The 14,014-nt window shown below is 43.6% G+C and carries 10 protein-coding genes; 8 read left to right on the forward strand and 2 right to left on the reverse strand.

Features of this window, described 5'->3' with window-relative positions; all coding sequences use genetic code 11:
- Positions 1-129: 129 nt before the first annotated feature.
- The 8 genes from ACNOGP_RS06835 (at position 130) to ACNOGP_RS06870 (ending at position 12,121) form a co-directional block, all read left to right on the forward strand.
- On the forward strand, positions 130-1,038 hold the full coding sequence (locus ACNOGP_RS06835) for a S66 peptidase family protein (protein WP_418214386.1): 909 nt from the start codon (positions 130-132) through the stop codon (positions 1,036-1,038).
- 70 nt (positions 1,039-1,108) lie between these two features.
- Positions 1,109-2,092, forward strand: a complete 984-nt coding sequence (locus ACNOGP_RS06840) for a M20 family metallopeptidase (protein WP_418214387.1) — start codon at positions 1,109-1,111, stop codon at positions 2,090-2,092.
- Between the two features lie 10 nt (positions 2,093-2,102).
- Positions 2,103-2,528, forward strand: a complete 426-nt coding sequence (locus tag ACNOGP_RS06845) for a SufE family protein (RefSeq protein ID WP_007756730.1) — start codon at positions 2,103-2,105, stop codon at positions 2,526-2,528.
- Between the two features lie 140 nt (positions 2,529-2,668).
- Positions 2,669-5,725, forward strand: a complete 3,057-nt coding sequence (locus tag ACNOGP_RS06850) for a SusC/RagA family TonB-linked outer membrane protein (RefSeq protein ID WP_418214388.1) — start codon at positions 2,669-2,671, stop codon at positions 5,723-5,725.
- Between the two features lie 12 nt (positions 5,726-5,737).
- Entirely contained in the window at positions 5,738-7,129 is a 1,392-nt protein-coding gene (locus ACNOGP_RS06855) for a RagB/SusD family nutrient uptake outer membrane protein (protein ID WP_418214389.1), read from the forward strand.
- A gap of 26 nt (positions 7,130-7,155) precedes the next feature.
- Positions 7,156-8,376 (forward strand): DUF4929 family protein, encoded by a 1,221-nt coding sequence (locus tag ACNOGP_RS06860; RefSeq protein WP_418214390.1) that lies wholly within the window; start codon positions 7,156-7,158, stop codon positions 8,374-8,376.
- Between the two features lie 18 nt (positions 8,377-8,394).
- Positions 8,395-11,241, forward strand: a complete 2,847-nt coding sequence (locus ACNOGP_RS06865; protein WP_418214391.1) for a M16 family metallopeptidase — start codon at positions 8,395-8,397, stop codon at positions 11,239-11,241.
- Complete coding sequence (locus ACNOGP_RS06870; protein ID WP_418214392.1) at positions 11,234-12,121, forward strand: ChaN family lipoprotein; 888 nt, start codon at positions 11,234-11,236, stop codon at positions 12,119-12,121. The genes ACNOGP_RS06865 and ACNOGP_RS06870 overlap by 8 nt, the downstream gene beginning before the upstream one ends.
- Here the strand turns inward: ACNOGP_RS06870 and ACNOGP_RS06875 are convergent.
- Positions 12,111-12,884: a lysostaphin resistance A-like protein gene (locus ACNOGP_RS06875; protein WP_418214393.1), complete on the reverse strand. Its 774-nt coding sequence runs from the start codon at positions 12,882-12,884 to the stop codon at positions 12,111-12,113. The two genes, ACNOGP_RS06870 and ACNOGP_RS06875, sit on opposite strands and share 11 nt — an antisense overlap.
- A 143-nt stretch (positions 12,885-13,027) precedes the next feature.
- Positions 13,028-14,008 (reverse strand): riboflavin biosynthesis protein RibF, encoded by a 981-nt coding sequence (gene ribF / locus ACNOGP_RS06880; protein ID WP_418214394.1) that lies wholly within the window; start codon positions 14,006-14,008, stop codon positions 13,028-13,030.
- Between the last annotated feature and the right edge of the window lie 6 nt (positions 14,009-14,014).

The raw sequence follows: 14,014 nt of genomic DNA on the forward strand, positions 1-14,014 counted from the left end.
GAAAAGTTGCGCTTGTTGTGTAACATTTTGCTATATTTTGTTTGTTTTGTCGGGTAGATGCGCTTAGAATCGTTTTTTCGTGTATTTTTGCATGAGTAAATCTACCGAATCATAAATAGATTATTAAGTATGGATATTCAATTTCCTCCCTTTTTGCAGAAAGGCGATAAAGTGGTCATCGTATCACCTTCCAGTAAGATAGACAAGCTGTTCTTGAAAGGTGCGAAGAAACGGCTGGAGTCATGGGGCTTGAAGGTCGCTATGGGAAAGCATGCCGGTGGCTCTTCCGGTCGGTTTGCCGGAACAGTCAAACAACGCTTGGATGATTTGCAGGATGCAATGGATGATCCGAAAGTAAAAGCCATTCTTTGCAGTCGGGGCGGGTATGGAGCGGTTCACCTGATCGACAAACTTGATTTTACCGCTTTCCGCGAACATCCGAAATGGCTGCTTGGTTTCAGTGATATTACCGCTCTGCATAACCTGTTCCAGAAAAACGGTTATGCTTCGTTGCATTCATTGATGGCGCGCCATCTTACGGTGGAGCCGGAGGATGATCCGTGTTCGTTTTATTTGAAGGATATATTGTCGGGCAATCTTCCTGTTTATACTTGTGAGAAGCATAAGTTGAACAGGCAGGGCAGTGCGGAAGGTATTTTGCGGGGCGGAAATATGTCGGTGGCTTATGGCTTACGCGGCACTCCATACGATATTCCGGCAGCGGGAACAGTGCTTTTTATAGAAGATGTGAGCGAACGTCCTCATGCTATTGAGCGTATGATGTATAACTTGAAATTGGGTGGTGTGCTCGAAAAATTGTCCGGGCTCATCGTCGGACAGTTTACCGAATATGAAGAAGACCGTTCGTTGGGAAAGGAACTGTATGCGGCTTTGGCGGATTTGGTGAAAGAGTATGATTATCCCGTTTGTTTTAATTTTCCGGTGGGACATGTCGCGCACAATCTGCCGCTTATCAACGGAGCCAGAGTGGAGTTCACCGTTGGAAAGAAAAATGTGGAATTAAAGTTTATATGTTAATAATCTATTTCATCCGGGTGATACTCTGATGAAAATAACTAATTTTGAGACCTTAATAGATAAGAGGATAATGAAAAAGAAACCTATGATGTTACTGACGACTGCTTTTCTGCTACTGTCTGCATTTTCGTGCGGAGGAGGCAACAAAGCGAATACAACTAATGAACAAAGCGAAAAGATGGTGGTGAATGTACCTCAGTTTGATGCGGACAGTGCTTATTTGTACGTAAAGAATCAAGTGGACTTCGGACCTCGTGTCCCCAACACAAAGGGACATATAGCTTGTGGAAACTATCTGGCGCAGCAATTGAAAGAGTTTGGCGCACAGGTGACCGATCAGTATGCCGACTTGATAGCTTATGACGGTACTTTGCTGAAGGCTAGAAACATCATTGGCTCCTATAAGCCGGAAAGTAAGAAAAGAATTGCTTTGTTCGCACATTGGGACACACGCCCATGGGCCGACAATGATCCTGACAAAAAGAATCATAAAACACCTATTCTCGGTGCTAATGACGGAGCAAGCGGGGTGGGAGCTTTGCTGGAGATTGCCCGTCTGGTTCATCAACAGCAACCGGAGCTTGGAATCGACATCATCTTTCTTGATGCGGAAGATTATGGAGCGCACGATCAGGATAACGAAGAGTCATGGTGCCTGGGAGCACAGTATTGGGCGCGCAATCCTCATGTTCAAGGATACAATGCCCGTTTCGGAATTCTGCTTGATATGGTAGGAGGTAAGAATACGGTCTTTCTGAAAGAATCCTATTCCGAGAAGTTTGCGCCGGACGTTAATAAGAAGGTCTGGAAGGCTGCCCGGAAGCTGGGATACGGCAATCTGTTTATCAATGAAGATGGAGGAGGGGTGACGGACGATCATTTGTTCATTAACCGGTTGGCGCGTATCAAGACGATTGATATCATTGCTTCTGATCCGGAAGGTGGATTTACTCCTACCTGGCATACCCTCACGGATAATATGGATCACATTGATAAGAATACATTGAAAGCAGTCGGTCAGACTGTATTGGAGGTAATCTATAACGAGAAATAAAATAAATAGTATGTCAATTAATGAATTACAAGACGAAGTAATTGCAGAGTTCAGTGACTTCGATGATTGGATGGACCGCTACCAGCTACTTATTGATTTGGGAAATGAGCAAGAACCGCTGGATGAAAAATATAAAACAGAACAGAATCTGATTGAAGGTTGTCAGAGCCGGGTATGGCTTCAGGCGGACGATGTAGACGGTAAGATTGTATTTAAGGCGGAAAGTGACGCTTTGATTGTTAAAGGAATTATAGCTTTGCTGATCAAGGTATTGTCGGATCATACTCCTGATGAAATCTTGAATGCCGATCTTTATTTTATAGATAAAATCGGGTTGAAGGAACATTTGTCACCTACCCGTAGCAACGGTTTGCTGTCGATGGTAAAACAAATACGGATGTATGCGTTGGCATTCAAAGCCAAAGAGGGGAAGTAGTTAAAAGTAAAACAGATGGCAGTTCTCGCTCTACCTATTGATAGGTATAATCCTTAAAATAGTTTAATTATTGTAGACATTATTTGTCTTTATTAGCTTTTCTTTGTTCTTTTATGCCATATAGTTAAAAGACAAAATGTATGAACTACTATTTAAAGAGACGGATACTGTTTTTAGCTTTTCTCTCATTTTGTGTCATTTTGCAAGCGCAAAGAGATGAAAAACGAATTTCTGGTCATGTGCGCGATGCGCAGGATCTTCCGTTAGCGGGAGTTAATATTAAGGTAAAAAATACGCCTTATGGAGCTATCTCCAATGAAAAGGGGGAGTATGTGTTGAAGGGACAGTGGGAGTCCGGTGTGAGTATTGAGTTTTCCTTTATCGGTATGAAGCGGAAAATAGTTACCTATAAAGGACAAACACGGCTGGATGTGACTTTGCTTGATGATGTGAATAATATGGATGAGGTTGTTGTCACAGCCAAAGCTAATATTAACGAGATTGATATTCGTGCCCGCTCCGGAGTGGTGCAAGAGGTGGATATGCGACGCATCAATAGTAAGCCGATGATCGATATGGGGCTGGCATTGCAAGGTTCTGTTCCCGGATTGATTATCCAGAATACCGGAGAACTGGGGTCGACTCCTGAAATCCGTATTCGTGGAAACTCTTCTTTACGTAAAGGGAATACGACGAATGAACCGTTGTATATTATGGACGGTAAGGTCATCAGTCCGGAAACTTTCTATAATCTAAACCCGATGGACATCAAGGAAATAAAGGTGCTGAAGGATGCGGCTGCCTGTGCCTTGTATGGAATCAAGGCTGCCAACGGGGTATTGGAAATCACTTCCCAGCGAGGTGTCAGCGGGCAGACAATGGTTACTTATACGTTGGACATGGGAGTCACGACGCGTGGTCGTCGCGGCGTGTCTATGATGGACTCAGCGGAGAAACTGGAGCTGGAACGGTTGTTGCAGAATCCGGAGACTCCGGGATATCGTTACAGTGCTGATTACTACAATAAATACTATGCGGGCGATCCTAACCTGTCGCAATTGATTGCGTCGGGGGAACAGAAGTTGAACGAATTGAGGAATATCAATACAGATTGGTTCAAAGAGTTGATTCGTAACAATCTGTATCAGAAACATAATGTAAGCATTCGGGGCGGAAGCGAACAGACTACCTATTATATATCCGCCAATTATACCAAGCAAGGAGGACGTTTGCCGGGTAACGACAAGCAGCGTATGAGTTTGCGTATGAATCTGGATCAGAAACTGGGGCATATCGGTTACGCTCTGCTGAGTGTGAACGGTGGATATGCGAAGACGAATACCCCGAACGGATCTACTTCCGATCCGACTCAGTTGGTTTATGAGTTGAATCCTTATGAAACGAAAGACGGTGGCGAACTGATTTCTTATCCGGGACGTACTTATAAGGACTTGATGAATCAGTTCAGCCAGGAGAGTGCGGCGAAAACTGCCGGAATCAGTGGTAGCCTGACCTTGAATCCCTTGCCCGGACTGGATATTGCCGCAGTGGCGGGATTGGACTTTCTGTTGGATGAAACGGAACAGTTTACCCCTTCTACTTCTTATTCGGAAATGACAAGTGGTATTCCGGAACTTAAACGGGGTATTTTCGCAAAATCAAAGAATACGACCACGAACATCTCTACTAACATTCGTGCGACTTATAATCATGTATTTGCCGGTAGGCATGACCTTACGTTGGGAGCTAATATGGACTACTACCTCACTCAGTTGGATAATGTGTCCATAACCGGTTATGGCGTGGGAACGATTAATTCGGCTGCTGCCATCAATCACTCCATTCAGGGAACCCGTCAGGCGGAAGTCGGCGCTCTGAAAGATAAAAACGCGCAGTTGGGATTGGGAGCTGTATTAGGTTATACCTTTGATAATATTTACGATTTCTATGCGACTTATAAAGCGGACGCGTCTTCTATCCTGCCTTCGGACAAGCGTTGGAATAGCGCTTGGGCAGTCGGTATCGGCTGGACTCCCAGCTATTACTCTTTCTTGGCAGACAATACTGTCCTGACCCGCTTGAATCTGAAAGCGTCTTACGGATATACAGCCAATCTGAATGGTGTTTCCGTTTCCTCTACGGTAGCTACTTTCGCCTATTCCAATAATGCGTATGAGGATCAGCGTGTTCTGGAGTTGATGGGACTTTATAATAAGGACTTGAAACCGGAACAGACGAAATCCATTGATGCGGGAGTCAGTATCGAGTTGTTTAATCGGGTGACTTTGGAGACAAGCTGGTACAATCGCCGCACGGAACAAGCGTTGCTTGATGTGCCCATTCCTTCTTCCACCGGTTATACCACATTGAAGCGCAATATCGGTATATTGGAAAACCGGGGAATCGAATTCGGATTGAAAGCGAAAGTCCTGGATACAAGAGATTGGATTTTGAATTTGAGATGGAATATGGCGTACAATCGTAACAAGGTAATTGACTTGTATTATGCAGACAAGATATATGCGTCTGAGGATGCGTTGATTCCGGATTATGAAGTGGGCAAGTCATACGATATGATCTATGGTCCTCAGTCTTTAGGCATTAATCCTTTGACCGGTTATCCGGTATTCCTGGTGAAAGATAATAAGGAGAAGCAGGCGAGTGAAACATTGACAGTGGATGATGTGGTAGCTTTGGGGCATTCTACACCACCGTATACCGGAAGCTTCGGCCTGTCTCTTTCTTACAAAGCCTTCGACTTGGATGTGGATTTCTATTATGTACACGGCGGCATTCATCAATTCAACTATTCGTATGTGCGTGATAAGGATAATGTGAACCGGAACGCTGTGGCAGGACAGACGGAAAGAATGTGGTTCAAAGCCGGTGATGAAGGGAAAGTATATCCTACTCCTTTTTATACTTCGGCTACTGCGGAAGAGAACCTTACTTTGTATCCCAACTCCTTGACTGTGGGAAAGAGTGATTACCTGAAACTCTCTATGGTTTCTCTGCGATATCGTGTAGACCAACGTTTCTTGCGGAAAACGATACCGTTCGTGAAGTATGCTACTTTTGCTTTTCAAGGTTCCAATCTGTTTACCTGGACTTCATACAAAGAGTCCGACCCGGAAAGCGGTACACTTGCAGGAAGTATGCAGCCTATTTATACATTCAATATGAATCTGACTTTTTAAAGGATAACGATTATGATAAAGAAACTCATTTATATATGTGCCGTCATGGTGGGGAGTCTGTCGGGATTGTCTTCTTGTTCATTGGACATTCCCCCTTCCGATCAGTATTCGGATCCGGATGCTATTGTGGATATTTCAACGGCACGCTCTCTTTTGTCCTCTGTTTATAGTTTGTATCCACATTACGAATATGAACTTTCTATTTTGGGCGATGATTTTTGCCCGACTTCCATTGTGGGAAAAGATATGAGCCTGAAGAACCTTTATGCTTGGCAGGATAATTCTATAACGACTCTTGCCGAAAGTTTGTGGGGGGAGTATTATAATACGATTGCTTCCTGCAACGCTTTATTGGAACGCGTGGATAACATAACGCTGGAGAATGCATCGGAGGAGAAGGATAAAGCGGCTATCATTAGTGAGGCGAAAGCATTAAAGGCGCTTTGCTATTTCAATCTGTTGAGACTGTTTGCTCCTGCCTATGACAAGAATCCGCAAGCGGACGGGATTGTATTGAAGGATGAACTGGGACTTGCTTTTCCGAAACGTTCTTCCATCGAAACCTGTACGACTACTATCCGTACATTACTGACGGAAGCTGTGGCGGTTGAGAATAATCCGGATAAGAACGGCTGGCTGTCTCAGACTGCGGTTTATTATCTGTTGGCAGAGTTGGAACTGTATGTCGGACAGTATGGGCAAGCCGCAACTTATGCGGAGAAGGTGTTGGAAAAAGCGACGGATGATATGTTCACGGAGAATGGTTACGGAAGACTTTGGGAAACGGCTTCCTGCAAAGAGCGTATATTCGCTTTTTATACATCGAAGAGTTTTTATGCAGGTATTCAGTTTGATGCGACGAACGGTGATTACTTTGCATTGAATCCCGCTATCACTTATGGAGACGATGATATACGTCAAGCTTACAATGTATATCCTTTCGAGATGGATGGAGAGTCCCGAAATCTGATGGGGAAATATAATAAATGGAATAAGGAATCCAAAAGTATACAGTACATCAACGTGATGCGCTATGCCGGTGCTTACTTTATTGCTGCTGAGGCTTATAGTCGGCAGACCGGGCAAGAAGGCAAGGCGATTGAAAAGATGAATGAATATCTGGAGGCTTGCCAAGCTACTCCTATGGAGGATGATTTGACGGGAACCGATCTGATAGAGGCTATTCATAAAGAAAAACAAAAGGAATTTGCCGGTGAGGGCGTGCTTTACTTCGATTTGAAGCGTTCGCACTCGGGAGGTTTGTCCCGATTGTCGCAGTGGGGAGATAGAGAGGATACCAAAATAAAGGTGGATGATTATCGCTGGTGTTTTCCCATTCCTCGTTCGGAATATAAATATAATGAGAATATAACTCAGAATGAAGGATGGCCTTTGAATAGGTAAAATTGATTCAATAAAAAAGGAAGATTATGAGATATAACTATTATTATCTGTGTTTACACGTCCTTTTCTTGTTGGGATTAGTGACAAGTTGTAGTAACGATATTGATTATACTTACAAAGGAAGTAATTATATACAGATCAGTACGGCGGATGACCCTGCCATAGCGGAAAATGATGATCGTCCTGTTACTGTAGATGTGCTTTTGGCTACTGCTGTAGAAACAGATGCTACAATTCATTTTGAATTGTCGGGCAATGAGGATGGAGTTTTGAATATGGAGAACGATGGGAGTGTGCTGATTAAGGCTGGCGAAAAAAAAGCGAGCTTTAAGGTAGCTTCTAATCATAAGAGCTTGTTGAATACTCAAAAGGTACTGACCCTTAAAGTTAAAGACTTTACGGATTCACGTATGCGTGTGTGGAATGAATTAAAATTAATAGCGAAACCTAGCCCGACTTTACCCGAATTGACTGAAGAACAGATAGAGTTGATAGAGGGATATAGAGAAAGATATGGGGTGAATTTAAATCGGTTTATAGGAGAGGTGAAATGTCATGTGACAGTCATATATCCAGCAGATGATATTGGAACATTCTATGATGAAGAAACCCGTTCTTTTGAAGGTAAGAGTGTGATTACATTAAGTGATAATGCTACTGCGGAACGACCGATATTGAAGATGATTGATAATCCGTTGGGGCTGACCTCATTCCTGTGGGAGATATTAAAGAAAGAAACGATAGAGGATGATGAGGTTTGGATGGAGCAGCCTTATAATCAGGCAATGGTGAAAGCTATTAATTTCAGTGAAGATGAGGAAGAATTCAAAGTTTTGCTTGATAATATTGAACTGGAGCCGGAAGCGCAATCAATTTCTTTTGTGACGACAGTACAGGATGTTTATGGATATGATTTAGAAAATGTTCCTTTTGAGTATTCATTTACAGCATGGGATAGATGGAAAACTATGGGAGAGCAAGGAAAAACTGTATCTGTGTTGGAAGGTAATAATTGGGTAGAGTATTCGGTTGCTGAACTAATAACAGAGTATGCTACAACTTTGGATCCGATAGCTTATCTCCTTTATTCTTCTATTGATGAAGATGGATGGGGAAATGAACCTTCCGATTTTATTGAACCGAAAGGCTCTTTTAACGAGGATACATTTACTTTCCAATTTTCGTGGGATCATTATAATTCAGGTGGTTACACCCAAATCTATGTAACTTATACCTTAAATAAATAACAGACTTATAATTAATTTATGCTACAACAAATTAAAACAAAAGCTATTCTAGTCTTAGCATTTCTTTTAGGAGGAATATCTGTAGATATGCTTGCGCAACAATCCGTTTCAGAGAAGAAAATCGGTTTACCTCCCAACACCGTTGAAGGTGTATTACCGAATGGTTTGCACTATCTGATTCTCCCGAACGGGACACCGGCTCATACAACGGAGTTTCGTTTGGTGATGCGGCTCGGCTCGGCACAGGAGACGGATAAGCAAAAGGGAGCCGCCCATTTTTTGGAACATATGTCTTTTGCCGGTAGCAAACACTTTCCCGGACGCGGCATGGTGGACTACTTGGAAAGTCTAGGAATGAAATTTGGACGGGATATCAATGCTGTGACCGGCTATGACCGTACTATTTTCATGCTGACAGTGCCGATGGATAAGACTGATTCTGCCGTAAGTGATAAAGTTCTGTTGATACTGAAAGATTGGTTGGACGGACTCTCCTTTGAGGAAGAACGGACGAAGAAAGAACGTGGAGTGATTTTGGAAGAGTTGCGCGGCTATGACATAGGAGATGACTTTTATAGCTTGAAGATCGGTCAAAACCGTTTTACCGACCGTATGCCGTTAGGTAGTTCGGAGGATATTCGTAGCATTGACCGTAAAACACTGATTGAGTTTTATCAGCAATGGTACTCTCCACAAATGGCCACTGTTGTAGTGGTAGGCGATGTAGATCCGGTTTCCATAGAGAAGAAGATCAAAGAAATGTTCGCTTCCATTCCCCGTAAGAAGGTGAAAGGGTATCGTGTTTATCCTCTTACTTATGAAAAAGGAATAGCTCTTCATGAGATAGGAGATGATCTCAAACGTAGTTCTGAACTGGAATTGATGATCCCTCATCCTTGCGTGGTGGGAAATACTGTTGGAACTATCTACCGTAAAGAGCTTGGTTCTTTGTTGGTACGGGCTATTACTAACCGTTTGCAAGCTCGGCAGATTCGTAGTAATGTATCCGATGCCTGGTTCCTTTCCGATAAGAATCATTTTGTGTTTACTTTCTCCGGAACGGATAAATCCGGTCTTTTGCAGCAAGTATCCGATTTGTCTAACGAGCTGGAATGTATCTTGAAGAACGGTTTTACGCCGGAAGAGCTAGATGATGCTATCAAAGAGCTTTCCAGAACATTGAAGGTGGACTGTTCCGCACAGTTGTCCGGCAAGTGGTGTGATGATTTTGTAGATTACGTTATATCCGGCGACCGCTACATACAGTCGGAGGAGGAGATGCGCCAATTGCTTGAAAAGGTACAGTCGACTGACAGTGCAACTTTGCAGAAACTATTGCAGGAATGGCTTTCCTACAAAGAGCAGGCTTTGCTGGTTGCCTATCGCAATAATACGGGTAAGCAGAACTCTATTCAGAAAGAAGACATACTACGTGCATGGGAAAAAGGAATCCGGAGTCCGTTAAAAGAATTTGTCTACGTACCCAAAGAGGTGAAGGAAGAGACGGTAACGGCACCTGTATGTCTGACCAAAAGCCACGTGTTTGATGCTTCTGATATTGTCAGTGAGAAGAAATATCCGGAGATGAACTTGACGGAAGTCTTTTTGAAGAACGGGCTGCGCTTTCTGCTCCGTCCTACGGATGATGAGAATCAGTCTCTCTTTGTGACCGCTTTCGGTAGGGGAGGCGTTGGAGATTTGTCGGATGAGGATTATCCGCTTTACGAAGGAACGGGTGGCTATATGGAAATGGGAGGAATAGCATGTGTGCCTTATGATACACTGTCTTCTTATATGCAACAAGAAGAAATATCCATGAACCTTGCCATTAGTAACTTCTGGCATGATATAATGGGAATGGCACCTGCCGGCAAAGCACAAGAATTGTTTAACCTGATGTATGAGAAGATTTATCGTCCGGAACTTTGTTATAAAGACTTCGATGAAATCCGGCAGGACGAGATAGAACGTTTGGGAAAGGAAACGGTACTTGAGCAGATGATGAAACGTGCTTCGGACCGTGCCTTGACGAATCGTCTGGATTCGCTGATGGGGAATATGGTTTCCCGCCCGGCGTTGACAAAGAAAGATTTAGAGTCGCTTAATCTGGATAAGATTGCTGCCTATTACCGTTCCTTATATACCAATCCCTCGCAAACGGTGTTCGTCGTGACCGGTAAGTTTGATACGGACAGCATTAAGAAGTTGCTGACCGCTACTTTTGCCCGTATGAAAAAAGTAGAGACGGGATTGTCCTTTTCTGACAAACCATTCAAATTGCCCGGAAAAACGTATGTCGAAGCATTCCCGAATGAGAATGATACGCAGACTATATTCGATTATGTATTCTGTGGCAATTACCAACCCTCTTTGAGGAATAGTCTTACACTGAAGCTGATGCGTGATATTTTGCAGAACCGTGTGTTGAGTATATTGCGCGAACGGGAAAATATCGTTTATTCTCCGTATGCTTCTTTGTTTTATAATGGACTGCCGCAGCAGGTGTTTTATTTTGATTTGTCTGCTTCCGTTGATTGGGGCAATACGAAGAAAGTGGAAGGATTGATAAAGGAAATCATTCATGAACTCCGTACTCATAAAGTGTCGGAAGAGGAACTGGATGCAATGAAAAAATCGTTCTTGCTGACAAAACAAAAGGTCCTTTCAAACGAGGCGTCTGCGGAATGGCGTACCAATCTGGTGAATTTGCTGAAGAACGGAGAGACGATAGATGACTTTGAACAGTACGAAAAATGCCTGTCTTCTATTTCCACCACGGATATTCGGAAAGCATTCAAGGAATTGGTGAATCCTGACAAGTTTGTATTATTATATATCGGAAAACATCAGAAATACAATGAATAAACTATTTTCTAAAAAAGTATGTGTGTTGTTACTCCTATGTTTGGTAGGAGCGACAGCCTTTGCCCAAAAAGGCTATAAGAAAGCGTATACCTTGTTTGATGCGAACGGCAAGGAGATTGGATATGACGAACTGGTTGCTGCGTTGGCGCAACCGGACGTCGTGTTTATCGGTGAGATTCATAATTGCTGCATTACTCATTGGTTGGAGTACGAGCTTGCCCGTTCTTTGTATGCCATTCATAAGGATAAACTGATGATGGGGGCGGAAATGCTGGAGGCCGACAATCAACTGATTCTGGATGAATATATGAATCGGCAGATCTCTTATGACCGTTTTGAAGCGGAAGCGCGTTTGTGGGACAATTATAGTACGGATTATGCTCCGTTTGTGTTCTTTGCTAAGGAGAACCGTATCCCGTTCATTGCGACCAATGTTCCCCGTCGATATGCAAACGTGGTGAAAGACAGGGGATTGCAGTATCTGGACTCATTGTCCGATGAGGCTAAACGCTATTTGCCGCCTCTCCCGGTATCGTTCACATATAAAGAAGAGGAACAGGGAGCTTTCGCATTGATGCACATGATGGGGAAAAGCAAGGGAAATGCGGAATATCTGGCACAGGCACAGGCCATCAAAGATGCTACGATGGGATGGTTTATTGCCCGTAATATGAAAAGCAAGTTCCTTCATTTCAATGGAAACTACCATTCGGACTTTCAAGGCGGAATCATTCCGTATCTGCTTCAATATCGTCCGGGAACAACGGTAAAGACCGTTTGTTCGGTGCGCCAGGAGAGTATCGGACAATTGGATGAAGAGAATAAAGGAAGAGCGGATTTCTATATTTGTGTTCCGGAAGATATGACCTCTACTTATTAGAGGTCATGCGCTGCATATACAGGATGGTTGCTATGAATATGAGACAGACTCCTGCAAGAACGTAAATATATAAATTGCCGTTTATCAGGTCGTCCATATTCTCAGCTTCCGGAAACTTGATACTGAGATATACCGACAACGAATTATTCAGTATATGCATGAGTATGCAGGGAATTAAGCTGCCGGTTTTGTAGAATGTCCATGCCAGCAGGATGCCGATTAAGAATGCCGGAAGTATCTGGGCTGGATTGATATGAAAGGCACCGAATAGGAATGCTGAAATGAGAATTGCTTTTGCCGGACTGTATTGCTGTAACAATGCTTTGGTGATTGCCCCGCGAAACAATAACTCTTCGAGCACAGGACCTATGATGGATATGGCAAGAATGCCTCCCCATCCGGATTGGAGAATATCGAAAGACTGTTCCATGATATTAGGAATACAATCCAGCAGCCCCATCAATGCGGATACTGCAAATCCGGCCGTGAGAATGGCCAATGCGCTGCATGACAGATAGCCTGCTGATACGGGAGACCATGTAGCTTTTTGCGTACTGATATAACCGGCTTTCCATAAATAAATACCCATCATCACTTGTCCCGCCAATTGTGCCGGAATCATAATCGCTTGTGTCAGTATACCTTTATCCAGATTCCCGGTAGTGACCAATAAATAGATGGTATAGGGAATCATTACCAGAATAGGGGCAGCGATCTGTGCGATGACAAGGTCTATTAATATTAATTTGATAGCCGTCTTCATACCACTTTACGTCTTATCGGGTTGTGAAGAAACTGCATATAAACATGGCTAGCATTGATATTGCTATTACCACCAGGGAGATACTCATGAATGTCTTTTGCATACGAATCTGCTTTTAAAGTTATTACTCAGTTATATGTTATTTAGTTCGGTCGTAATTTTGACCGCTCTGCTTGTTTGCCAAGAAGGATTGTTTCCGTCTCTTCGGCGTCTTTATGCAATTGCACTATCAGCTCGTCAATGCCGGCGAATTTCAGTTCGGGGCGTGTCCGTTTGACAAACGTAAGCCGGATAAACTTGTCATATATGTTAGAATGGAAGTGAAGGATATTCACCTCGATTGTACGGTTAGGACCGTTGTCGATAGTCGGGCGGACACCGATGTTCAGCATTCCCATATAGGTTTGTCCGTCGAATGTGACCCATACGGCATAAACTCCGTCTGCGGGAATCAGTTTATCCGGATCGTCTACACTTAAATTGGCGGTAGGAAAACCTATTTTCCGGCCTACTTGATAACCGCCTACTACTGTTCCGTCCAGAAAGTATTCGTATCCCAGGCAAAGAGCGGCCTGTTCCACCTCTCCTTCATGCAGAAGTTTGCGGATCAGGGAGGAGCTGATCGGGGTATTCTGATGTTCTCCTATCTTTATATTATCGGTATAGGCGTGAGCACGAATCACTTCTATGCCTATTTCCTTACCGTAACGTACGTAATCCTCGAAACCTTCACTGCGGTTGTGACCGAAACGGTGATCGTAACCGATGACTAAGCATTTTACCTGATAGCGTTCTTTCAGCACTTGAGCCATGAACTCGCGGGCTGTCAGCCGGGAAATATCAGGAGTAAAGTTAAGCATGAGACAATAATCTACTCCGATGTCATCCAGCAGTCTTATTTTCTCTTCCGGAGTAGTCAGTAACTCAGGACGATAATCGGCGTTCATCACCTTGCGGGGATGTACCGAAAAAGTCACTAATGCAGAACGTAAACCTTTGGCGACCGCTATCTCTTTCACTTGTCGGATCAGATAGCGATGTCCCGTATGCACTCCATCGAAGAAGCCGATGGTAGCTACGGAGGGTTCCGGGCGAAGAGTCGATATGTCACGTATAATCTGCATCTCTAC

Origin of the sequence: Bacteroides difficilis (assembly GCF_048319815.1) — a bacterium.
Taxonomy (GTDB): Bacteria; Bacteroidota; Bacteroidia; order Bacteroidales; family Bacteroidaceae; genus Bacteroides; species Bacteroides zhangwenhongii.